The organism is Leucobacter sp. BZR 635, assembly GCF_048061935.2.
GTDB lineage: Bacteria > Actinomycetota > Actinomycetes > Actinomycetales > Microbacteriaceae > Leucobacter.
The window spans coordinates 145,440-167,986 of sequence record NZ_JBLUNZ020000022.1; the positions used below are offsets into that span (position 1 = coordinate 145,440).

At 68.6% G+C, this 22,547-nt stretch carries 22 protein-coding genes; 11 read left to right on the forward strand and 11 right to left on the reverse strand.

Annotated elements, in window-relative coordinates:
• The first annotated feature begins 64 nt into the window (after positions 1 to 64).
• Together ACI1US_RS03815 and ACI1US_RS03820 are read left to right on the forward strand one after the other, a co-directional pair.
• A complete protein-coding gene (locus ACI1US_RS03815) occupies positions 65 to 649 on the forward strand; it encodes a hypothetical protein (RefSeq protein ID WP_461638289.1) in 585 nt (194 codons plus the stop codon).
• Between the two features lie 92 nt (positions 650 to 741).
• On the forward strand, positions 742 to 1,473 hold the full coding sequence (locus ACI1US_RS03820; protein ID WP_461638291.1) for a YceI family protein: 732 nt from the start codon (positions 742 to 744) through the stop codon (positions 1,471 to 1,473).
• Positions 1,474 to 1,523: 50 nt separating this feature from the next.
• Here the strand turns inward: ACI1US_RS03820 and ACI1US_RS03825 are convergent, their stop codons facing one another.
• Entirely contained in the window at positions 1,524 to 2,720 is a 1,197-nt protein-coding gene (locus ACI1US_RS03825) for a RimK family alpha-L-glutamate ligase (protein ID WP_416550059.1), read from the reverse strand.
• Positions 2,721 to 2,746: 26 nt separating this feature from the next.
• Here ACI1US_RS03825 and ACI1US_RS03830 point away from each other — a divergent pair, with 26 nt between their 5' ends.
• Both ACI1US_RS03830 and ACI1US_RS03835 read left to right on the forward strand, forming a co-directional pair.
• Positions 2,747 to 3,223 (forward strand): ATP-dependent zinc protease family protein, encoded by a 477-nt coding sequence (locus ACI1US_RS03830; protein WP_416550058.1) that lies wholly within the window; start codon positions 2,747 to 2,749, stop codon positions 3,221 to 3,223.
• A gap of 62 nt (positions 3,224 to 3,285) precedes the next feature.
• Complete coding sequence (locus ACI1US_RS03835) at positions 3,286 to 4,383, forward strand: N-formylglutamate amidohydrolase (RefSeq protein WP_416550057.1); 1,098 nt, start codon at positions 3,286 to 3,288, stop codon at positions 4,381 to 4,383.
• A gap of 72 nt (positions 4,384 to 4,455) precedes the next feature.
• Here ACI1US_RS03835 and ACI1US_RS03840 read toward each other — a convergent pair whose 3' ends face one another.
• Positions 4,456 to 5,787: an anaerobic C4-dicarboxylate transporter gene (locus tag ACI1US_RS03840; RefSeq protein ID WP_416550056.1), complete on the reverse strand. Its 1,332-nt coding sequence runs from the start codon at positions 5,785 to 5,787 to the stop codon at positions 4,456 to 4,458.
• A 135-nt stretch (positions 5,788 to 5,922) separates the two neighbouring features.
• Here ACI1US_RS03840 and ACI1US_RS03845 point away from each other — a divergent pair, with 135 nt between their 5' ends.
• The 4 genes from ACI1US_RS03845 (at position 5,923) to ACI1US_RS03860 (ending at position 11,901) form a co-directional block, all read left to right on the forward strand.
• Positions 5,923 to 7,560, forward strand: a complete 1,638-nt coding sequence (locus ACI1US_RS03845; protein WP_461638295.1) for a SulP family inorganic anion transporter — start codon at positions 5,923 to 5,925, stop codon at positions 7,558 to 7,560.
• A gap of 80 nt (positions 7,561 to 7,640) precedes the next feature.
• Positions 7,641 to 8,873 (forward strand): heparan-alpha-glucosaminide N-acetyltransferase domain-containing protein, encoded by a 1,233-nt coding sequence (locus ACI1US_RS03850; RefSeq protein ID WP_461638297.1) that lies wholly within the window; start codon positions 7,641 to 7,643, stop codon positions 8,871 to 8,873.
• A 187-nt stretch (positions 8,874 to 9,060) separates the two neighbouring features.
• On the forward strand, positions 9,061 to 10,548 hold the full coding sequence (locus tag ACI1US_RS03855; RefSeq protein WP_461638299.1) for an O-acetylhomoserine aminocarboxypropyltransferase/cysteine synthase family protein: 1,488 nt from the start codon (positions 9,061 to 9,063) through the stop codon (positions 10,546 to 10,548).
• 99 nt (positions 10,549 to 10,647) lie between these two features.
• A complete protein-coding gene (locus ACI1US_RS03860) occupies positions 10,648 to 11,901 on the forward strand; it encodes an MFS transporter (protein WP_461638301.1) in 1,254 nt (417 codons plus the stop codon).
• Here the strand turns inward: ACI1US_RS03860 and ACI1US_RS03865 are convergent.
• Positions 11,898 to 12,833, reverse strand: a complete 936-nt coding sequence (locus tag ACI1US_RS03865; RefSeq protein WP_461638303.1) for a helix-turn-helix transcriptional regulator — start codon at positions 12,831 to 12,833, stop codon at positions 11,898 to 11,900. The two genes, ACI1US_RS03860 and ACI1US_RS03865, sit on opposite strands and share 4 nt — an antisense overlap.
• A gap of 102 nt (positions 12,834 to 12,935) precedes the next feature.
• Complete coding sequence (locus ACI1US_RS03870) at positions 12,936 to 13,502, reverse strand: NADPH-dependent FMN reductase (protein WP_461638305.1); 567 nt, start codon at positions 13,500 to 13,502, stop codon at positions 12,936 to 12,938.
• A 122-nt stretch (positions 13,503 to 13,624) separates the two neighbouring features.
• On the opposite strand from ACI1US_RS03870, the gene ACI1US_RS03875 reads away from it, so the two are divergent.
• Positions 13,625 to 14,530, forward strand: a complete 906-nt coding sequence (locus ACI1US_RS03875) for a metallophosphoesterase (RefSeq protein ID WP_461638307.1) — start codon at positions 13,625 to 13,627, stop codon at positions 14,528 to 14,530.
• Between the two features lie 317 nt (positions 14,531 to 14,847).
• Here the strand turns inward: ACI1US_RS03875 and ACI1US_RS03880 are convergent, their stop codons facing one another.
• The 4 genes from ACI1US_RS03880 to ACI1US_RS03895 all read right to left on the reverse strand — a co-directional run bounded on the left by ACI1US_RS03880 (position 14,848) and on the right by ACI1US_RS03895 (position 17,550).
• Positions 14,848 to 16,005, reverse strand: a complete 1,158-nt coding sequence (locus tag ACI1US_RS03880; protein ID WP_416550053.1) for a UDP-N-acetylmuramate dehydrogenase — start codon at positions 16,003 to 16,005, stop codon at positions 14,848 to 14,850.
• Positions 15,996 to 16,427 carry a MaoC/PaaZ C-terminal domain-containing protein gene (locus ACI1US_RS03885; RefSeq protein WP_416550052.1) on the reverse strand — a complete coding sequence of 144 codons (432 nt, stop codon included), beginning with the start codon at positions 16,425 to 16,427 and terminating at the stop codon, positions 15,996 to 15,998. Before ACI1US_RS03885 ends, ACI1US_RS03880 begins: the two co-directional genes overlap by 10 nt.
• Entirely contained in the window at positions 16,424 to 16,870 is a 447-nt protein-coding gene (locus tag ACI1US_RS03890; protein WP_416550051.1) for an FAS1-like dehydratase domain-containing protein, read from the reverse strand. Before ACI1US_RS03890 ends, ACI1US_RS03885 begins: the two co-directional genes overlap by 4 nt.
• A 77-nt stretch (positions 16,871 to 16,947) precedes the next feature.
• Positions 16,948 to 17,550 carry a DUF937 domain-containing protein gene (locus ACI1US_RS03895; RefSeq protein ID WP_416550050.1) on the reverse strand — a complete coding sequence of 201 codons (603 nt, stop codon included), beginning with the start codon at positions 17,548 to 17,550 and terminating at the stop codon, positions 16,948 to 16,950.
• 158 nt (positions 17,551 to 17,708) lie between these two features.
• Between ACI1US_RS03895 and ACI1US_RS03900 the strand changes: the two genes are divergently transcribed.
• Entirely contained in the window at positions 17,709 to 19,475 is a 1,767-nt protein-coding gene (locus ACI1US_RS03900; RefSeq protein ID WP_416550049.1) for an acetyl/propionyl/methylcrotonyl-CoA carboxylase subunit alpha, read from the forward strand.
• Positions 19,476 to 19,524: 49 nt separating this feature from the next.
• The gene (locus ACI1US_RS03905; RefSeq protein WP_416550048.1) at positions 19,525 to 20,760 is read left to right on the forward strand and encodes a hypothetical protein; all 1,236 of its coding nucleotides are present in this window, start codon (positions 19,525 to 19,527) and stop codon (positions 20,758 to 20,760) included.
• Here the strand turns inward: ACI1US_RS03905 and ACI1US_RS03910 are convergent.
• From ACI1US_RS03910 to ACI1US_RS03920, 3 genes are read right to left on the reverse strand one after another with little or no spacing between them, the layout of a single operon-like run.
• Entirely contained in the window at positions 20,664 to 21,173 is a 510-nt protein-coding gene (locus ACI1US_RS03910) for a hypothetical protein (RefSeq protein WP_416550047.1), read from the reverse strand. The two genes, ACI1US_RS03905 and ACI1US_RS03910, sit on opposite strands and share 97 nt — an antisense overlap.
• The gene (locus tag ACI1US_RS03915) at positions 21,170 to 21,754 is read right to left on the reverse strand and encodes a hypothetical protein (RefSeq protein ID WP_461638311.1); all 585 of its coding nucleotides are present in this window, start codon (positions 21,752 to 21,754) and stop codon (positions 21,170 to 21,172) included. Before ACI1US_RS03915 ends, ACI1US_RS03910 begins: the two co-directional genes overlap by 4 nt.
• Positions 21,751 to 22,500: a hypothetical protein gene (locus tag ACI1US_RS03920; RefSeq protein WP_461638313.1), complete on the reverse strand. Its 750-nt coding sequence runs from the start codon at positions 22,498 to 22,500 to the stop codon at positions 21,751 to 21,753. The genes ACI1US_RS03915 and ACI1US_RS03920 overlap by 4 nt, the downstream gene beginning before the upstream one ends.
• Between the last annotated feature and the right edge of the window lie 47 nt (positions 22,501 to 22,547).

A 22,547-nucleotide genomic window follows, 5' to 3' on the forward strand; every position in this document is an offset into this window, starting at 1 on the left:
ACGAATGAGACCCTCCGGCCACCCGCAGGAGCCGCACGAGCGCACCGACCGCGAGGCTTGGTTCATGAACATCATTGTGGTCGGCATTATTGCCTGCGAGATCGGGTTTTGGGTGATGCTCGGGGGCGGGCTGGGCGCGCGCTATCTGCTGCGACTCAAGCGGCTATCGAGTGTGCTGCTGTTGTGCGTGCCGCTGCTCGACCTCCTGCTGCTTACGTTCATCACCTGGGATCTTGTGGTGAACGGCGCGACGGCTGACTTCGCGCACGGCCTCGGGGCCGTCTACCTCGGGTTCACCGTCGCGTTCGGGCACCAGATCATCTCGCGCGCCGACGGCTGGTTCGCGCACCGCTTCGCCGGTGGCCCGCCGCCGTTCAAAGCCCCAAAGTCCGGGCCCGCGCAGGTGCGGTACGAATGGCAGCAGTGGGGCAAGATGCTGCTGTGCGCCGTGATCGCGACCGCCGTGATCGGTCTCATCGTGTGGCTCGTCGGTGACCCGCCCCGCACCGAGGCGCTCATCGGCTGGATCGGGCGGGTGTGGCTTGTCACCGGGATCTGGTTCGTTGGTTGGCCCGTGTGGGTGACCCTGTCTGGGGGCGGCCGAGACCCGGAGGCCGCCCGGCAGGTCGAACAGCCGCCGCAGCGCTGATCCCCCAGCTTTCTCGCATCTTTCTCAAAGGTTTCTCATGGTTCGGGCTGGGACAGTTGGTGCATCCGCCCGCCTCAACGGAAGAACCGACTATGCAGAAAAGCCACAAGATCCTCATCGGTGTTGCCGCCGGCGTCCTCGTACTCGGCACCGCAGGGGCCATCGCAGGCCCCGCCATCTACCGCGACCTCATTGCGGCCCCGGCAGCGGAAGCTCCCTCGCTTGGCGATTCCGCTTCCCCTGGTGAATCCGCGCAATCTGGCGATGCCGCGGGCACAGCGCGCCTCGACCCGGCGCAGCTCGCAGGCGACTGGGCAGTCAGTGACGGGTCAGAAGCGGGCTACCGCGTCGATGAGGTGCTCAACGGAACCAATGTCACGGTCACGGGACGCACCCCAGAGGTTTCCGGCACCTTCACCATCGGCGAGGATGGGCTGACACTCGGAGCCGCCCGCCTCGCCGTCGACGTCGCGTCAATCACAACGGACAGTGGCTCCCGAGACGCCTACTTCCGCGACCAAGCCGTCCGTGCGGGCGAGTTCCCCGAGGCCACCTTCACGCTCACTGAGCCCGTCACGCTCGCCGAGGCTCCGAATGCCGGAGAAACCGTGCGGGCTTCGGCGACGGGCGAGCTCACGCTCGCGGGCGAGACCCAAACCGTCACCTTCGACGTCGAACTCCGCAGCGACGGCACCACGGCGGAGCTCGCGGGCAGCATCCCAATCACGTTCGCCGACTACGGCATCGAAGCGCCGAGCCTCGGCTTCGTGGAGGTCGAGCCCGATGGGCTGGTCGAGTTCCAGCTCACCGCGAAGCGGGCATAGCGGGCGTAGCGCGCCGGCCCCCGCGTCCGGGGAGCCCGGCGGCCGACGCGCTACCCGTCGACGAGATCCTGCGCCTCCGGCGGGAGCTTGCGCACGCGGGCGCGGCGGCGCGGCCGCTCCGGAATCATCGAGCGCATCTCTTCGAGCTTGCCGAAGCACAGCAGCCGATCCTCCGCCTCGAGCAGCACGTGCTTACGTGGGTTCGGGATCACCTGCACGCCGCGGTGCAGCGTGAGCACGGTGATGTCACGATCCCACAGCCCGAGGTCGCCGAGCTGCTTGCCGACGTGTTCGGCGCCCTCGTGCATCGAGATCTCGGCGACGCCGTACCCGGTCGACACGGAGAGGCGCTGGCGCACGTCGATCTCGGGGAAGTTCACCTGGTTCGCGATGTAGTCGATGATCGCGCCCGCGACGTCGAGGTCGGTCGCGGTCTCAATTCCCTGCAGGCCGGGCGAGGAGTTTACCTCCATGACGAGCGGCCCGTCGTCGCCCTCGAGCATGTCGACACCGGCGACGCGCAGGCCCATGATCTGCGCCGCGCGCACCGCGGTCTGTTCGTAGGCGGGGTCGAGCTTCACGGGCTCGACGGTGCCGCCGCGGTGCACGTTCGAGCGGAACTCGTCGCCCGAGGCGACGCGGCGCATCGCGGCGACCACACGGTCACCGACGACGAGCGCGCGAATGTCGCGGCCCCGGCTCTCGGATATGAACTTTTGGATGAGCACGTTCTGCTGTGTCGAGTGCAGCGTCTCGATGATCGCCTCGGCGACCTTCACCTGCGGGGCGAGGATCACGCCAATGCCCTGCGTGCCTTCGAGCAGCTTGATGACGACGGGGGCACCGCCGACAGACTCAATCGCGGGGCGCACGTCGGCGCGGTTGCGCACGAACGCGGTCGGCGGCATGTCGATCGAGTGGCGGGAAAGGATCTGGATCGCTCGCAGCTTGTCACGCGCGTTCGAGATGCCGTTCGCGGTGTTCGGCGTATAGACGTCCATCTGCTCGAACTGCCGCACGACGGCGGTTCCGAAATAGGTGATCGAGTTGCCGATGCGGGGCAGGATCGCGTCGTAGTCGCTCAGCTGCTTACCGCGGTAGCGCAGGTCGGGTTCATCGCTCGCAAGGTCGATCGCAAAGCGAAGGGTGTTGAGCACCTTCACGGTGTGGCCGCGTGCTTCAGCGGCCGCGCGGAGACGCTGCGTCGAGTACGCCTGTGGGGCGCGCGAAAGAATCGCCAGTTTCAAGCTGATTTCCTGCCAAGATAGGAGTCGTGGACGAATACTATTCAAGCACCTTGACGGGCTGGCGTGAATGGGTGAGCCTGCCCGGAATCGGGGTGTCGTGGATCAAAGCCAAGATCGACACCGGAGCGCAGACCTCGGCCCTGCACGCGGGCAACATTACCGTCTTCACTCGGGAGGGCACCGAGTGGGTGCGCTTCACCGTGCAGCCGTGGCAGCAGGGTGTGCTCGATGAGGTTGAGGTGGAGCTGCCGATCCACGATCGCCGCACCGTTCGCAGCTCCTCGGGCCACACCCAGGACCGGCTCGTGGTCGTGATGGATCTCGGTCTTGTCGGCCGCGAGGTGCCGGTCGAGGTCACCCTCACCGACCGCGAAGAGATGGTGTTTCGCATGCTCATCGGGCGCGAAGCACTCAAACAGGGCTACGTCGTCGACTCGGGCGAGTCATACCTCGGGGGCCGGCCGCCGGCCGCGATCCGCAGGCGAAACCAGGGTCGCGCATAGCTTTTCCAGACCTCACTCACAAACCCCTGGTCACACGCCGGGCTCCTGAGTAGTCTGAGCACATGAGCACGAACTCTCTCGATCTAATCCCGTCCGGCACGGTCTTCACCGCCGAGCAGATCACGCACTACGCGAACCCCGAATCGCGCACGCTCGACGAGGCGATTGCCGACGCTGACGTGCTCGTCGCGACACCGCACTCGGGTGCCGCGATCCCCGAGGAGCTCGCCGAGTTCCTCTCACCCGCGCTCACCCGCCGACTGCAGTACGACTTCTCCGATGTTGCGACCGCGGCAATCGTGCGGCGCTGGGCCGAGATCGATCCCCGCATCGTCGCGGTCATCAACCCACACCCGCGCCTCATCCGCGACCCGAATCGCAAGAAGCCGGCCGACGTGCGCGCCGATCTCGCCGCCGCGATCGAGCGCGTGCGGGCCGCTGGCGCGTGGCAGAAAGTCGACCTCACGGGCGTCGACGCGATCCGCCCTGTGACGTTTTCGTTCTTCCCGATCCTCGAGATCCCGGACACCGACGAGGGGCTGCAGCGGCTCGTCGACGCGTTCGCGGACACCGCCGAGCAGGGCCTCGGCGTCTACGAGCGCACGCGTGAGGAACTCACCGACCGCTTCGTCGCGCAGGGCCTCGAGCGCGGCGGCTCATTCACCAGGCTGTCGTTCCACGACACCATGAACACGACGACCACCCGCGAGGGCGCGGTCAACGTTGAGCGTGCCGAGGCCGATCGGCTTCCTGCGGTCGTCGCGCTCTCGAACCGCGGCGATCACGACGGGGAGGAGCGGGACCCCGCAGACCGCCCCACGATGGATCCTGCCGCGCTGCGCGCCCTCGGTGCCGCCCACCGCACCGGCTTCGACGTCGCGGATCCGGATGCAGTGCTGCTCAATCAGCCGTACCTGGGCAGCGAGGAGATCCGCGCCGCTGGCGAACGGTTCGGGGAGCTCCGCGCGGAGGCCGACGCTGCGGGGCTTCGCCTCGGTGCGGTGCAGGCAGAGTTTTTGCGCGAGTTCTTGCTCGGTGACGCGGCAGCGGCTGAGCTGCAGCAGCCCGGAACCGACTGGGTAGCCGAGGATCCCGCACACGTCGACGCGATCGCCCAGGCCTGCAAGCGCTCCTGGGACGCGTTCCGCGCCGCCCAGTAGGCGTCGCACACCGCCTGGACGCAACAGGAGCGGCCCGCCACATGGCGAGCCGCTCCTGTTGCGTTCCTGGGGTTAGCCGCCCCAGAGCACCCCGAAGAGCGAGCCGACCGCGATCGTCGCCGCCGCGAGGATGAGTGTCGGCAGGAAGAACGAGTGGTCGACGAGCTTCGTGCCGAGCTTCGTCGAGCCGGACTCGTCGAAGTTCGCCGCGGCGATCTGCGAGCCGTTCGTCGGCAGCAGGTAGATACCGGCGAAGGCACCCGCCCACATGCCGCTCATGAGGCCGAGCGGGATACCGGCAGCGAGACCAATCGGCACGATCGAGTTTGTCGCGGTTGACTGGCTGGTCGTGAGCACGCAGACGAGGAAGACGCCGAGGGCGAAGATCCAGGGGGCCGTGTCGACGAGGCCACCGATACCGTCGGCGACGAGCTGGGAGTGCTCGCCGAGGAAGGTGTTCGTCAGCCAGGCAAGACCGAACAGCGCGATCGCCGAAACCATACCTGCCCGGAACACGGTCATCGTGGGGATCTCGGAGACCTTCGGCTTTGAGACGAGCATGATGAGGGTGCCCGAAACAAACATGATGATCTCGATAATCGGGGTCATGGCGATCGGTGAGTCGTCGGCGCCGAGCGGGCGCAGGCCCGAGAACAGGCCGAACAGAACGATGACGAGGACACCGAGCAGGAAGATGATTGCCGCCCAGCGGCCCTGGCTGGTGACGGTCACCTCGGCCTTGACGGCGGTCGCGGTGGTGCCGGGGGCGACGAGCTTGCCCGAGGCGATCTTCGCCTGGATCTCGGGGTCGTCGGCGATGTCCTTGCCGAGGCGGCGCACGAAGAGGCTGGCGAGGAAGATACCGACGATCGCTGCGGGGAGCGTCACCTTGATGATGTCCATAAGCTCGAAGTTCCACGGTGCCGTGTCCGTGAGCGCGATCATCGCGGCCATCGCGGCGGAAACCGGGCTACACGCGAGCGCAACGCCGGTGGCGACGACGGACAGCGAGAGCGGGCGCGAGGGGCGGATCCCGTTGCGGTACGACAGGTCGTAGATCACCGGGAGCAGCGGGTACAGAATGTTCGAAGTGCCCGCGCCGACCGAGAAGAGGAAGGCGGTGAGCGGCGCGATGAGCGTGATCTGCTTCGGGTTTTTCGAGATCACCTTCGCTGCGATCGACACCATCCAGTCGATGCCGCCGGCTGCCTGCATCATCGAGGAGGCGAGCACGACGGAGAGCACGATGAGCAGCGCGTCGACCGGTGGTGCGCCGGGAGCAAGGCCGAATACGAAGACGAGGATCGCGACGCCGGTGCCGCCCCACAGTCCCAGACCAACGCCGCTTGATCGCGTGCCCATGACAATACAGAGGAGCACCACGAGCAACTGCGTTATGAACATAAAGATATCCATCAGTTCCCCTTTGACTAATTCTGGATCAGACTATCTCGCCAGGAGGTCCTAGCCCAGCATTTTCTATGTACCAACTATCACGACTCGTGAGGCATGATGGAGGGGTCGAGAGAAAGGCAACACGTGTCCGCAATCCTTGCGGGGCTGCGAGCCCTGCTCCCCTCCCGAGACGACTACAGCGGGCTCCGCAGCGGCTGGCGCGGCGACATCGTCGCGGGCCTCACCGTCGGGATCGTCGCACTCCCGCTCGCGCTCGCCTTCGGTGTGAGCTCGGGCGTCGGGGCAGAGGCAGGCCTCATCACCGCAATCGTCGCCGGCCTCGTCGCTGCCGTCTTCGGCGGCTCGAACGTGCAGGTCTCGGGCCCGACAGGCGCGATGGTCGTCGTGCTCGCCCCCATCGTCGTGCTGCACGGAGCCGGGGCCGTCGCGGTCGTGAGCCTCATGGCCGGGCTGATGGTCGTGCTCGCCGGCATCTTCAGGCTGGGGCGGGCGGTGAGCTACATCCCGTGGCCAGTCATCGAGGGCTTCACCGCCGGCATCGGCATCATCATCTTCCTGCAGCAGGTCCCCGCCGCCCTCGGGGTCGCTGCCGAAGGCCACTCCTCGAACGCCGTCGTTGCCGCCTGGCAGACCGTCACCGAGGCGAGCTGGCCTGGCGCGCTGCTGCCGCTCGCCGCGGTCGCGGCCGTCGCCGTCATCATGCTGCTGCTCGAAAAGTTCGCGCCGGGCTTCCCGTCGTCGTTCGCCGCGATCCTCATCGTGTCGGTCGTCGCCGCGCTCGCAGGATCCTTCCTCCCCACCATCGGCGAACTGCCAAGCACCCTGCCCGCTCCGACGCTACCGAGCTTCGACGCGGCGATGCTCGGATCCCTCGCGGGCCCCGCGGCCGCCGTCGCCGCGCTCGCGGCGATCGAGTCGCTGCTGTCGGCGCGCGTCGCCGCCACCATCGCCGACACCGGACCCGTGAACGCCGACCGCGAGCTCTTCGGCCAGGGCCTCGCCTCGATCGCCTCGGGACTGTTCGGCGGCATGCCCGCGACGGGCGCCATCGCGCGCACCGCCGTGAACGTGCGCTCGGGTGCCCGCACCAGGCTCGCGGCGATCGTGCACGCCCTCGCGCTGCTGCTCGTCGTGCTCGTCGCGGCGCCCATTGTTGGCGCGATCCCGCTCGCGGCCCTCGCTGGCGTGCTCATGATGACCGCCGCACGCATGGTCTCCTTTGAGACCGCCGGGCGGGTATTCCGCTCGGGCAAATCGAGCGCCGCAACCTTCGCGATCACACTGCTCATCACCGTGAGCGTCGACCTCGTCGTGGCCGTCGGCATCGGCGTCGCCGTCGCCGCGTTCTTCGCGCTGCGCACCCTCGGCAATATGAGCGTCGCGACCCGCGAGACGCTGCCGGGCGAGGCCGAGCCCGGCGACGAGCGCATCGCCCTCTTCAAGGTCGAGGGCTCGCTGTTCTTCGGTGCGGCAGACCGGCTCGTCGAAGCAATCTCCGACGAGGAGGGGGTCGAGGTCGCGATCCTCCGCCTCTCCGATCTACAGATCATCGACGCGACCGGCGCGAACGCGCTCGCCGGCCTCGTCGCGAGCCTCGAGCGGCGCGGCGTCACCGTGCTCATCAAGGGCGTGCAGGGGCACCACCGCAAGCTCCTCGAACAGCTCGGGGTGATCTCATCGCTGCGCGATCCACACCACCTCTACGACGAACTCGACCCCGCACTCGAGCACGCGCGCGACCACATCAGGCGGGCCTCCTAGCGAGATTCGGTACCCTGGCGCCACACGGCTCGCACCAGCGGCTGACCCCGGCCGCGGCGGAGTGCACCAGACTGGAGACCATGGAACGCAATACCCGATCCTCCGCCCGCTATATCGGCATCGACCTCGCGAGGTTCCTCGCCGTGATCGGCATGATGGCAAACCACCTTGTCGCAATCGTCGGATCCAACCCGACCGCATCGCTCCTCGACCAGCGGGCGGCCGAGATCGCGACGACGCTCACGAGCGGGATCGCCGCGGTACTCTTCGCCGTACTCGGCGGTGTGAGTGCGGTGTTCGCGAGCAAGCGGGCGCTCGCGGCCGGCCGCCGCGGGGCTGCCGTCATCGGGATCGTGCTGCGCGGCCTCATTCTCATCGCGCTCGGGCTGTGGCTCGGGGCGCTGAACGTGCCGATCATTGTGGTGCTCGCCTACTACGGCGTCGCGCTCATTCTCGTGTCCGTGTTCGTCGCGGCACCCTCCTGGGTGCTCGCCACCACGGCCGCGGCGCTGTGGCTCGCCGGCGGCCCGCTCAACGCGCTCGCCCGGCAGACGCTCGAAGTTGTGGAGGAGGCGGGATCGCCCTCGTTTGAGAGCATCGCCGAACAGCCGCTCGAAACCGTTCGGGGGCTGCTGCTCACGGGCGCGTACCCCGCGATCACCTGGGTTGCGTACCTACTCGTTGGCATGCTCATTGCCCGCGCGCTCATCGCCGCAAACGAGCGCGGCAAGCTCTCGCGCACCGCCCTTGGCCTCGCGGGGCTCGGCGTGCTGCTTGCGACCGTCGCGACGCTCATCTCGAACTGGACCCTCGCGAACCTCGCACGCTTCGGCGTCGCCGCCCCCGAGGGGCTCGACATGGCACTGTTCACGAAGTTCCTGGGGATGCAGCAGTTCGGCGCCCCAACGTCGCCTGAGCTGTGGGCGCAGCTCGTCGCCGCCCCGCACTCGGGATCCCCGATCGAGATGCTCCGCACAGTCGGCATCGCGCTCGCAGTGATCGGTCTGCTCGTGACCCTGTTCGACTCCCGCGGCGCGGCGCCCGGGCCCGTCACCGATGTCTTCCGCGCGGCGGGCGCAGCTCCGCTCACGATCTACACGCTGCACCTCGTGGCGACGAGCATCGCGTACGCGCCGGTGTATGCGGGCGTCGATCTCTCGGCTGGCACCCCGTGGTGGATCGCGGGTCTCGGCGCGTTCGGGATCCAGCTCGCGGGCGTGCTCGTGATCGGTGTGATCCTCTCGCTCCTCAAGCGCCGCGGCCCACTCGAGGCGCTCACCTCAGGTATCGTGCACACCCTCACCCGCACGTAGGGGTGCTGGCTCCAGCCAACCGCAACTTCTGGTCAGTCTGCTCCAGGAAACCGGGGCCCAGCAGCGCACCCCGGCGCACACTGACCAGTACTTGCGGTCCGGCATGCTTGCCGGCAAGCCGCCGCTGCGTGACGCCGCGTTACCTGGGCGCTCGCGCGATCGGGCAGGCCGCATGCATGATGAGGGCATGGCTGACTGTACGAAGGCACACGAAACACGGGCACAGGGCACCGCCGCGCAGGGCACCGCCGCGCAGGGCACCGGAGCACAGGGCACCGCCGCGCACGACTCGCTCGCGCACGGACCCGCGCCCGCAGCGGCGACCCCGCACACCGACTGGTCGGGCTTCGGCTTCGAGACCCGGCAGGTGCACGCGGGCGAATACCCAGACCTGAACACGGGCCTCAGGGTGCCGCCGATCGCGCTGAGCGCCGGCTACGTCTTCGACGACTTCGATGACCAGGTCGACCGCTTCGCCGGCCGCAGCATCGACCCGATCTACTCGCGGCAGGGCAACCCGACGAACTCGGTCGCTGAGGCACGTCTCGCCTCGCTCGAGGGCGGATCCAGCGCGGTCGCCGTGTCGAGCGGCCAGGCCGCGATCTCCTCGGCGCTGTTCGCGATCGCGCAGGGCGGCGACCACATCGTCTCGACGGCGTCGATCTACGGCGGCACCCGGATCCTGTTCGGCCGCAGCTTCAAGCGCTTCGGCATCGAGGTCGACTACGTGTGGGATGCGGCGGACGACGCCGAGTGGGATCGGGCGATCCGCCCGAACACGAAGGCGATCTACACGGAGACGATCCCGAACCCGCGCAACGACGTCACCGACCTCCGCCGCATCGCTGAGGTCGCCGCCCGCCACAACCTGCCGCTCGTCGTCGACAACACCGTCGGCACGCCCGCGCTCATTCGCCCGTTCGAGCACGGCGCGAACATTGTGGTGCACTCGACGACGAAGTTTCTCACCGGCCACGGGGCCGCGGTCGGCGGGGCCATCGTCGACGGCGGCAACTTCGATTGGGAGGCCGCGGAGCGCGCGGGCCGCTCGTACCCGCTCATCACCGACGTGAAGCCGGGCCTGGGGTCGATGGTGGATCGCTTCGGCCCCGGCGCCTACGCCCGCGCCACCCGCGAGGGCGTCGTGAACGACATCGGCCCCGCGCTGTCGCCGTTCAACGGATTTCTGCTGCACCAGGGGCTCGAGACGCTGTCGCTGAGGATGGAGCGGCACGTCGCCTCGTCGCTCGAGATCGCCGCATGGCTTGAGCAGCAGCCCGAGGTCGAGTCCGTCGATTACGCCGGCCTGCCGTCGTCGCCGCTGTTCGAGCTCGCGGCGCGCAACTACGGGCTGACCGCTGACGGGGCCGGGGCGCGGACCGGGTCCGTGTTCGGAGTGACCGTGCGCGGCGGCGTCGCGGGTGCCCGCGCCTTCGTGAACGGCCTGCGCGTCTTCTCGCGGATGACGGGCATCGGCGACACCCGCTCGATGATCATCCACCCGCTCACGTCCACGCACGCGACGTTCGCGCCGGAGATCAACGAGCGGCTCGGGATCACGCCCGGGCTGCTCCGGCTCTCGGTGGGCTTGGAGTCGGCGGGCGACCTCATCGCGGACCTGCGTGCGGGGCTCGACGGGGTCGCCGCGCTCAACGGGGTCGCCGCGCTCGGCTGAGCCGCTTGAGCGGCACGTCACCCCGAACGCGAGACGATCGGTCGGGAACCGGGCGCGCACGGTCGGGCGCCCGCTCCCGCACGCTGGGAGCGTAGATGTATGACCACAACCGCGTCCCTTCCCGTCGTCCCGCCAGGGCACACGCCCTCGAGCCACACGCCCTCGAATCGCATGCCCTACGGGGCGCTCATCACGCTCATGATGATGAGCTTTCTCCTCGTCACAAGCGAGTTTCTCCCGAACGGGGTGCTCACGGAGATGGCCGCGAGCCTCGGTATCACGCCGGGCCAGGCCGGCCAGACGGTGAGCATCACGGCGCTCGCGGGGCTGATCCTTGCGATCACGGTCGGCAGCCTCTTCCCCCGGTTGGACCGGCGCGCGCTGCTCGTCTGGATGGCAGTGCTCGGTGCGCTCTCGAACTTCGTCGTCGCGCTCGCACCGTCGTTCTGGATCATCCTCATCGCGCGTTTCCTGCTCGGCGCGTCGCTGAGCGTGTTCTGGTCGATGTCGCTCAGCGCTGCTTCGACCCTCGTCGGCCCGAAGCGCGTCGGCCGGGCCCTGATGTTCACCGCCGGCGGCGTCTCGCTCGCGACCGTCGCCGGGGTGCCGCTCGGCGTGATGCTGTCGAACGCCTTCGACTGGAGAGTCGGCTTCGGCATCATTGGTGCGGCGCTCGTCCTACTTGCGGTCGCGCTGCGCTTCCTGCTGCCGCCAATCCCGGTCACGTCGTCGAGCAGCTTCGCCGCGCTCGGCCGGGCGCTGCGCAGCCGCGGTGTCGGGTTCGGTTTCAGCGCTCACCTGCTCGTCGTGCTCGGACACTTCGCCGCCTACACCTACATCCGCTTAGCGCTCGAGCGGGTGAGCGACGCGAGCGGAGCTCCCATCGATGCGGGCACGATCGTGCTGCTGCTCATGCTGTTCGGGGCCGGTGGGCTCGTCGGTAATCTCGTCGTGGGGCTCATCGTCGACCGCACCTTCCGGGTGCTGTCGGTCTCGGCGCCGCTCGTGATGGCCGCAACGATCCTCACCGTGATTGCCGCTCCTGGCGCGCTCTGGGCGGTCGGAATCGCGGTCACGGTGTGGGGTGCCTTCTTCGCATCGTGGCTCCTCATCGTGAACACCTGGGCGGGGAACCGGCTGCCAGACCAGCTTGAGGCGAGCGGAAGCCTCGTCGTGATCGGCTTCCAGGCGGCGATCTTCCTCGCTGCGGCCGGCGGCGGCGCGCTGAGCGACCTCCTCGGCGTCTCGACGCTCTACGCCGCGGCAATCGTCATCCTCGCGGTCGGCGCGCTGCTGTTCGGGCTCACCCACCGCCGAGGCCCCGTCGCCGCTGCCGCGACGGCTGCGGCTTAGGCCGCGCTGCGGGCCCGCACTGCAGCGCCGTCGGCGTGCGGGTCTGCTGCGCGCCAGCGCGAAGGGGGCAGGCCGGTGTGCCGCCGGAAGGCACGGCTGAATCCCTCGTCCGACGCGTACCCGAGCTCCCGTGAAATCTGCGTCACCGAGGCGCCCTGCGCAAGTCGGCGCTTCGCATCCTCCATCCGCACCACCGTGATGTACTGGCCCGGCGAGGCGCCGAGCAGCTCGCGGAAGCGGCGGGAGACCGCCGAGCGCGACATTGTCCCCAGGCTCGCGAGCGCGTCGACCGACCAGTCGCGGCCGGGATCGCTGTGGATCGCGCTGATGATCGGGTCGAGGTGCGGATCCACCGCCCGCGCTGCCCAGCCGCTCGGCGCGCACCCCGCCGACACCCAGGCGCGCAGCAGGCTGAGCAGCAGTGTCCGGGCCATAAGCCGGCAGACGAGCGCCGCGCCGCCCGCGTCAACCGTCTGGGTCGCCCCGTCGGTGTGCACGCCCATGTTGCTCGCGAGCGCGGACACGGCGGGATCAATTCGCGAGAAGTCGAGCATCGTCAGCGGGTCTGGGAGCAGCTGCCGCAGCCGGCTGGCTGCCTCGTTCAGTTCGAGATCCACCACGACAAGGGTCGTGTCGTGCAGCGCCTCGAAGGTGAGCGGCATCCGCCCGAGCGTGAGCAGCGCCGCGCCCGCCGGGAACGTATCGGGGGCGGCGGCCTGGGCAATGACGCCACCGGGCCGCAGCGGGTCGGGCGCGCAAGCGACAGCGGGCTCCCCGTGGAGCGCGCCGTCGGCAACGTAGACGAGAGTGAGCGAGCCGCCCGGCAGCGAGAAGCGTCGCCCCCGGGAGACCTCTGCCCGACGGGTCTGGGTCACGGTGACGTCGACGGTTTCGAGGAGCCCGTCGAGTGGCGCGGGTGCGGAGCTTGACATACGGGGTGCAACCGGCCGCGAGCGCAGGCTATTCCGCCAGAACGCACAGCGGCGGGGAACGGCCATCGCCGTCCCCCGCCGCACAGTGAAGCTTCCGCTGTGTTAGTTCTTGGTCTTCGCGTGCAGCGCGAAGTGGTCGTGCGCGGTGCGGAGCCAGCTGAGCAGGAACTCCTTCGTCGACTCGTTGGTGACCTCGCCGTCGTCGGTGATGAGGCCGTCGGTCATCTGCAGGTAGACCTCGGGCTGCTGGAGGTCGGGTGAGTTCAGGAACGCGAGGATCCCACGCAGGTGTGCCTGCGCGAGCGCGGTGCCGATCTGGCCGATCGATGCGCCGAGCACGGCCGACGGAACGCCGTCGAAGCTGTTCTGCCCCCACGGGCGGCTTGCGGTGTCGAGTGCGTTCTTGAGCACGCCGGGGACCGAGCGGTTGTACTCGGGGGTGACGATGATGACGCCGTCGGCGTTCTCGACTGCCTGCTTGAACTCGGCGGCTTCCGCGGGGATCGCGGCGTCGTGGTCTGCGGAGTAGTACGGCAGGTTCGCGATTGGAATTTCAGTGAAGTTGAGGTTCGCCTCGGGAGCGAGCTTCACCAGGGCATTGGCAAGGCGGCGGTTGATGGAGGTCGAAGACACACTGCCCACGAGGAAGCCAATGTTTAATGTAGTCATGAAGCGGTTCCTTTCTGAAAAAACCATGCGTGTACATGGAGTTCAACGAGGAAAGTCCAAGCTACATTCCCGGAGATTCACAACTCCACCTGTTGTCCACCCCGCGGGAGTATAGTGCGGCCATGGCTACGCTGCGGATTCTGCACCTCACCGACACCCACCTGCACGGCGACGATTCCCTCCACTACGGTGTCGTCGACACCGAGTCTCACCTGCGCATGGCGCTTCAGCGCGTGGCGGATCGCCCCTTCGATCTCGTCGTCTGCTCTGGCGACATCAGCGAGGACGGCAGCGTTGCCTCCTACGAGCTCGTACGCGACATCCTCGACCCGTGGGCGGCCGAACGCGGTGCCCGCACGATCTACGCGATGGGCAACCACGACGACCGCGGGGGCTTCCGCGAGGTGCTCGGCGAGGGTCAGCCGGGAGTTCCGGTGCACACGCCGGCGGCGGCGTCACCGCTCCAGCCGCCGAGCTCGGACGGGCAGCCCGAGCGGCCCGTCGTGTCGGTGACCGAGGTCGGCGGCTGGCGCACGATCGTGCTCGACACCACAGTGCCCGGGGCTGGCTATGGCGAGCTCTCCGAGGAGCAGCTCGACTTCCTGGAACACGCGGTGCAGTCCCCCGCGGGCCACGGCACCGTCATCGTCATGCACCACCCGCCAGTCCGCGCCGAGACCGACCTGTTGCAGGCGCTTGCCCTCGATGAGCGGTCGGCCGACGGGCTGTGGGATCGCATCCGCGACACCGACGTGACGGCTATCCTCAGCGGGCACTACCATCACCCGATCGTTGAGACCGTCTACGGCATGCCGGTCGTCGTCGCGCCCGGCGTCACGAACCTCGCGGCGGCCTTCGACGGCCGCACGGAGGAGTCGGCGAACGACTGGTTCGGCGCTGCCGTCGTCGAGGTGAGTGCGGAACGCACCCGCGTGCTTCCGCTCTCGGAGCCTGCTACGGGCGACGAGGTGTTTCGCTTTAACGCGGAGCAGGTCGGGCAGATCATAGAGGCGGCGGGGCGGCAGTAGCCGATCCTCCCGCAGCTCCCGCCCCGGCCCCGGATTCCTCAATACCCCGATTTATTTATTCTGAGCCTTACGGAGGCCGCACAAGGCTCAGAATAGAAAACTCGGGGAGGGGGAGGGAAGTTTAGAGACTCTTCACTCAGCGGGTGTCAAGGCAACTGGGGAGCTGCAAAACGCCCACCCCGAATCCCGCTCAGAGGACATGTCCTCAGCGAAGTCAGGATTGATCGGCAGCAAAAATACCCCGACCTCGCTGAAGACATGTCTTTTGGGCACCCCTCAAAGGCTGAGGTCTGCACCCTCAGCGGTGAGGAGCCGGGTTAGACCTCGATGCCGTAGAGGTTCGGCTCGGGCACGAGCACGAGGCCAAACTCCTGCTGCACGCGCTGCACGATGAACCTTGCGAGCTCTCCGACGTCGGCCGCCGATGCCGCCCCGCGGTTCGTGATCGCGAGCGTGTGCTTCGTCGACACCGACGCGCCTGAGCCCGGCAGCCGGTAGCCCTTCGGCACGCCGGAATGCTCGATGAGCCAGGCCGCCGAGAGCTTCACGCGATGCTCCTTGGCGGGTGCCGGGATCCGCAGCGGCTGGCCCGCTTCGAGCTCGTCCAGGCTGGTGAAGGCCGGCGCCTCTTCGGGGTCGACGATGGGGAACCGCGGCGCGTTCTCGGGCAGGCCGCGCGCGAAGCGCTCCGTCACGATTGGGTTGGTAAAGAACGAACCCGCACTCCACGTGTCGTAGTCGCTCTCGTCGAGCACCATGCCCTTTGCGGCGCGCAGCGCGAGCACCGTGTCGCGCACGGTTCGCAACGGCACGCGAGAGCCGAGCTCGACGCCGAGGGCCGAGGCGAGCTGCGCGAAACGGATCGGCTCGGACAGCGGTTCAGGCCCTGCTTCAGAGCCGACCACTGCGGCGTCGGCGAGCACGAGGTCGATCGACAGCACAACGCCCTCAAGCCCCTGCTTGATCACCGAGTCGCGGTATCCGAGTTCAAGCTCGGAGGCGAGCATGCGGCGCGGCTCGTAGGTGGCCGCGTCGAGAAACTCGATCGAGTGCAGCACATCAGAGAGCTCCTGGCCATAGGCGCCGATGTTCTGCACGGGGGCGGCCCCGACGAGACCGGGGATCCCAGACAGCGCCTCGATGCCCGCCCAGCCGCGCTCGACGCACTCGTCGACGAGCGCGTCCCAGTCATGCCCGGCCTCGACGCGGAGCCGCACGGCCCCTGCCGCGAGCTCGGGGTCGTCGATGCGGGCGATGCCGCTCGTACGCACGAGCAGCACCGCTCCCGGGTAGCCCTCATCGGAGATGACGGTGTTCGATCCACCGCCGAGCAGCAGCCAGTCGTCGCGGTGCCCCCACAGGGCGATCGCCTGCTCAATGAGCTCGTCACGGGTGTGCGCGGTGAGGATCTGCTCAGCCGGCCCCCCGACCCGCATCGTAGTGAGTGCGGACAGCGGCTGGGCGCTCACGCGAATGCCACCACCATCTGTGACTTGCCGAGCACGGTTGCGCCGCCGAAGGTGACCTTCAGGTCGAGGCGCGCGGTGCGGGCCTCGCCGTCGAGCTGGCCGACGGTTGCGGTCACGGTGAGGATCGCGCCCGCGGCAGCGTCGACGGGAACCGGGCGGGTGAAGCGGGACTGGAAGTCGCGAACGACGCCGGCGGTGCCGAGCCAGTCGGTCGCGACTGAACCCGCCGCGCCCATCGTGAGCATGCCGTGCGCGAGCACTCCGGGAAGCCCGACGGACTGCGCGAAGTCGTCGCGGTAGTGGATCGGGTTGAAGTCGCCCGAGGCCCCCGCGTAGCGAACGAGCTCGTCGCGGGTGAGGGTGATCTCGCGCTCGGCGACGACGTCGCCCGCGGTCAGCTGTTCGAAGTTCGGTGCGATGGCGCTCATGCTTCTTCTCCTCGCACGACGAGTGTGGAAATTGCGGTGACGACGTGCTCGCCCGCAGCGTCGACGATCTCGCTCGACGCGGTGACCATCGAGTGGCCGCCGAGCTGCTTCACCGCGGCGATCGTGAGCGTCGCGGTGAGCTCGTCGCCGGCGACGATCGGTCGCGTGTAGCTGAAGCGCTGATCACCGTGCACGACGCGCGTGAAGTCGACTCCCGCGTCGTCGTCGGCGAGCAGCTGCGCGAGCGTCGCCTCCTGCACGGTCACCGGGAAGGTCGGCGGGGCGACCACGTCGGCGTACCCGGCGGCGCGAGCGGCCTCGGGGTCGAGGTGGATCGGCGATTCGCTGAGCACGGCACGAGCGAACTCGCGCACTTTCTCTCGCCCGACAAGGTACGGCTGCGTGGGCGGGTAGACCCGGCCCTGAACGTCTGGATTAACCACGGGACCAGTCTAACGACTGCGGGCCCGTGCCGGTGTTTCCACCTGGCACGGGCCCGCAGCGTTGCGTGGGCTTCGGCTTACTTGCCGAGGAGGCCGCCGAGCAGGCCGCCGAGGCCGCCGCCCTGCGCGTTGCCGCCACCGCCGCCGAGCAGGCCGCCGAGGAGATCGCCGAGGCCGCCCTGGCTCTTCGCCTGGTTGCCGCCGGTGAGGCCGCCGAGCAGACCGCCGAGGACGTCGCCGATGCCGCCGCCAGCTTCTTCAGCCTGTGCGGGAGCCTGCTGCTTCTTGCCAGCGAGGAACTGCATGACGATCGGTGCGAGCAGCGGCAGGAGCATCGGGATGAGCTTCGCGATGCCAGCGTTGCCTGCCTGCTGGCCGAGTGCGTTCGCGACCGCGTCCTGCTTGTCGCCGAGCACGTGCTTGACGATCTTCTCGCCGTCCTGCTCGTCGATCGCGTCGAGTGAGATCGTGCCGTCAGCGGGGGTGTGCTTTGCGAGCGCACCTTCGAGCTGCTGCTTGCCCTCGTCGCTTGCCGCGTTGACTGCGAGGCCGCCGAGGAGGCCGGGCAGGGCCTGCTTCACTGCCGCGAGCGCGGTGTCTTCGTCAACGCCAAGCTTTGCGGCGAGCTCGCCGACCGGCACCTGCGAGAGCAGGGCATCAAGTGGATTGGTGTTTGCCATGTTGGATATCCCCCATCGAGTGTCGCCCGGTGCGACTTACACGCTTCATAGACTACCTCGCCTGATTCGGATGCCATGTAGTCATCGGCAACGATCCAGCAAAAGGTTTGTGACGAATATCCAACGGACGACACCGCCTGTCGAATAGGCTGTAATTTATGTCTCGCATTCGTAAAGTGCTCATCGCCAACCGGGGCGAGATCGCCGTTCGTATTATCAGGGCCGCTAGCGATAGCGGCATCGCCTCCGTTGCGGTGTACGCAGATCAGGATCGCGACGCCATGCACGCCCAGCTCGCCGACGAGGCGTACGCCCTCGGCGGCTCGACGAGCGCCGACAGCTACCTCGCCATCGACAAGATTCTCAGCGTCGCCCGCCGCGCAGGCGCCGACGCCGTGCACCCCGGCTACGGCTTCCTCGCCGAGAACGCCGACTTCGCTCGCGCCGTCATCGGTGCCGGCCTGATCTGGATCGGCCCCAGCCCCGAAGCCATCGAGCGTCTCGGCGACAAGGTCTCTGCCCGGCACGTCGCCGAGAAGGTCAACGCCCCCCTTGCCCCCGGCACGAGCGATCCCGTCGCCGGTGCCGAAGAGGTGCTCGCCTTTGCCGACGAGGTCGGACTCCCCGTTGCGATCAAGGCTGCCTTCGGCGGCGGCGGTCGCGGCCTGAAGGTCGCCTACAACCGTGAAGAGGTCGCCGACCTCTTCGAGTCGGCCACCCGCGAGGCCGTCGCTGCCTTCGGCCGCGGCGAGTGCTTCGTCGAGAAGTTCCTCGAGAAGCCCCGCCACGTCGAGACCCAGTGCCTCGCCGACAGCCACGGCAACGTCGTCGTCATTTCGACGCGTGACTGCTCGCTGCAGCGCCGCCACCAGAAGCTCGTCGAGGAGGCCCCCGCGCCGTTCCTCAGCGACGCACAGAACGCAGAGCTCTACGCCGCGTCGAAGGCGATCCTCCGCGAGGTCGGCTACGTGGGTGCCGGCACCTGCGAGTTCCTCGTCGCGAAAGACGGCACGATCTCGTTCCTCGAGGTGAACACCCGCCTGCAGGTCGAGCACCCGGTCTCCGAGGAGATCACCGGCATCGACCTCGTACGCGAGCAGTTCCGCATCGCAGAGGGCGGCGTGCTCGACTATGACGATCCGGTTGCGCACGGCCACTCCTTCGAGTTCCGTCTCAACGGCGAGGACCCCGGCAACGGCTTCCTGCCCGCGCCAGGCCCGGTCGCGCTGTTCAAGCCGGCGCTCGGCCCCGGCGTGCGCGTCGACACCGGCGTGCAGTCGGGCGACGTGATCTCCGGCGCGTTCGACTCGATGCTCGGCAAGCTCATCGTCACCGGCGCGACCCGCGAGGAGGCGCTTGAGCGCTCACGCCGCGCGCTCGACGAGCTCGAGGTGCGCGGACTGCCGACCGTGATCCCGTTCCACCGCAAGATCGTGCGCGATCCCGCGTTCACCGCGCCCGATGGCAAGTTCGGCGTGTACACGCTCTGGATCGAGACCGAGTTCGTCAACGACATCGAGCCCTGGGAGGGCGAGAAGACCTCTCCCGCGGCAGTCACGAGCCGCCAGTCGGTCGTCGTGGAGGTCGCTGGTCGCCGCGTCGAGGTCACGATGCCGACCACTCTGCTTCCGCTCGCCGACCAAGACGTGACCCGCGGCCCAGCCCCGAAGCGCGCCAAGGGTGCCGGAGTCGCCACGGCGACGGGCGACACCGTGGCCGCCCCGATGCAGGCGACGGTCGTGAAGCTCGCTGTCGAGGACGGCCAAGAGGTCGCCGAGGGCGAACTCATCGTGGTACTTGAGGCAATGAAGATGGAACAGTCGATCTACGCGCACCGCTCCGGCGTCGTCTGCAAGATCGATGCCCCGCTCGGCGAGACGGTGTCGAGCGGCCACCCGCTGCTCTCGATCGTCGACGCCGTCTAACCGCGGGCCGGCCTAGCCCATGCTCGCGGCGGGGAGGAAGACCGTACGGTTGCTCGCAACCTACGGTCCCCTCCTCGTTGCGTGCTACCTCGCGGGCATGCTGCTGCACCACCTGCTCATCCAATTCGCCGGCTTTGTCGGGGCTTGGGTTGAGGAGCTCGGCACTCTGCTGCTGCCGCTGGCGGTGCTCGCGCGCCTGCTCGCTCTCGTCGCGATGCTGGTGGTGTTGCGCGATGGCCTCGCCAACGTGGGCGCACTGCCCGACTCCGGCAGGAGCCCCGCGCGCCGATTCACTGACGCGCTGCTCGCCGGGATCCTTCCCTTCGTCGCGTTCTACGCGGCACGCGGGTACCTCGCCGACGATGTCACGAGCTACTTCCACCGGCTCATCGAGGTCCGGGCAGACCTGATCCTCACCGCGACCGCTGAGGGGCAGAGTGCCCCTGAGCAGCCGACGTCCGAGGTACTCGGGGTGTCGGTGACCGCCATTGCGATCATCGTCGCAGCCTACGCACTGCGCTGGCTGTGGGGGCGCTATCGCGAGCGCCTCCCAGCAGGGTTCGCACTCGGGGCTGTGTATCTTGAGACGCTCTGGATCTACCTCTCCGTCACGCTCATCTCGCGCGGCTTCGAGGCGTTCGGTGCGTGGGTCGACTCTCGGCAGGCAATGGCGTGGCTGGCGGATCTGCGCGCGGGCCTTACCGGCTGGCTCGCGCCGCTCGGGGCCACCTGGGACACCGTGGTGCTCATCATCGGCGAGGCGGCGAAGGTGACCATCGCGCCGCTCGCCTGGCTCGCAATCGTCGGCGTGATCTACGGCCGCTCCGTGCAGCTCACTGAGCCGAAGATCGCGGTTCCGAAGGCCGCGGCGCGGATCGACGAGCGCTACCAGCACCTGCCCGAGCAGGTCCGTTCCAGGCTCGGCGATCTCTGGCGCGACTTTGCCTCGCGCTTCACCCCCATCTGGCGTGCAGTCCTCCACATGCGCACCGCAGGGCCGATGTTCATTGGTGGCTACATCCTCGCGTTCACCGCGGTGCTCTTCCTCGAGGGAGCGCTCAGGGTCGGCGTGTTCCGGGCGCTCGGACCGCACGACATCAACAGCTTCTGGCTGCTCGCGGACTCACTGATCCTGCTCATCGTGCCGCTCGTGATCGAGCCGATCCGCATGGCGCTCGTCGCGAGCAGCTACGACGAGATGATCGGGATCTCCGCGAACACCGGCAGCGCTCCGGGCGACACGATGGCCAGCGACAGCTCGCCCGCGTCCGTCGGCACCACGTAGTCGAGCGTCAGCTCGTAGGGGCCCATCTCGTCAGTGCACGCGACACTGCGCGTGAGGGGTTCCGCGCCGATAAGGCTCGACTGCTCCGCCCAGCGCCGCTCGCCGCCCCGCTCCCAGAGCTCGGGGACCTGGCAGGTGGCGCTCTCGCCGTCGTGGGGCACCACTGGCACTACGACGCGGATCAGCCTCGTGTTTGCGGGCAGGCCGAAGTCTGCGGCTACGAGCTCGGTTGTCTCTGCCGGGCCCAGGATGCCGCTGGCGTAATTCACTGCGCCGCCAGCGACGGGCACTGGGGTGGTGGGCTGGTTGGCCCGGTATCCGCTCCACGCGCTCCAGCTCATCACCCCGGCGGTCACGGGGAGCAGGAGCGCGAGGGCTGCGAGGGCCAGCCGGTTTCGGCGCCACCAAGTCATAGCTGCCCCCAATGCTCGTCGGTGATCTCTCGCTCCTGCACACGGGGCACCTCGTCAAGGTCAACGCTGAATCGCAGCAGCGAGTCGAGGCGCGTGTCCGCGTTCTCCGCGAACTCGAGACTTGCGTGACCTGTGGCACCCGCCGGGAGCTCGAATGCGATTCCCCCGGCGATGGGGACCCCTGCGATGAGCGGCCCAGCGGTGATGGAGGGAAAGCGCTCACTCGCGCGATACTCCCGCGCACCGCCCGCCGACCCCTCGCCGTGGATCACCAGCGCGACGCGGCCGAGGTAGGTCGCCGCGTCAGAGCCCGTGGCCGTCGCGGCAACATCGACGACGAGCCAGTTTCCCGGCTGCTCCCAGCTCCCCGCACGGACGGTGTCTGCGAATTCCATGTCGCTCGCCGCGACCGCGATCGTTCGCCCGTAGGCAGTCTCACCGAGCTGCGCGTCGACCACAAACGGGCGCTCGCTATCTGCGGTCGATGGGACAGCTCGCAGCAGGAGTGACGCGAGCGCGAGCAGGAGGAGGCCGGCCACCCAGACGGCAACCGTCCGCGCGCGGGGCCGCGCACGCGTCACGCGCCCGCCTCCGACTCAGGCTCTGGCTCTGGCTCTGGCTCTGGCTCTGCCTCAGGCTCGTCCGAGCCGCCGGCAATTGTCTCGAGGGTCACGGTGGCGACCTCGCTCGGGCTCGTCCATCGTTCGTCGCTGGTCAGCCGTTGGCCACGCTCGAGCTTTGCCTCGCGGATCACTACGGAGATCGTCTCGCCCACCCGCGCGCTCGCTTCGGGCACCACCCATGTCACGACCAGGTCGGCGGGCACGCCCGGCTGCAGCCACGGGCCGAGGGTTGCGTCATCAAGCCGCGCGATCGCGGTGGGCGCTGGATCGTCGGGCGCTTCGCCTGGCCCGTCGCCGGATCCCTCGCCAAGCGCGCCGAGCCCCTCGACCCGGAGCGCCTGTTCGACGGCCCCCGCTGAGGCGAGCAACGGTTCGCTCCAGCGGTTCTCGACCGTGACGAGCAGCGCAAGCACCCGCTCGCCCTCGCCGGCGTAGGCACCAGCCTGCGGGAAGCTATCGAACACCACCGCCCGCTCCACGGCCACCGACAGCTGTGGCCCGACGCGGGCCTCACCGGGTTCGAGCGACTCAACTGCCGCTTCGGCGACGGGAGCCAGGCCGCCGAAGGCTGCGGTCACTGCGAGGAAGACACCGGTCAAGATACTCGCGAACCAGCCGGTTGGGATGCGCTGCACCCAGCGCGACAGCCGAGTCCACCAACCGGGCGTTGCCACAGTGGTTGCGTCGGGGGCGGGATCAGGCACGAATTCAGTCTAAGGCCTATGTGTTCCCTGGTCAGGCCGTTGATTCC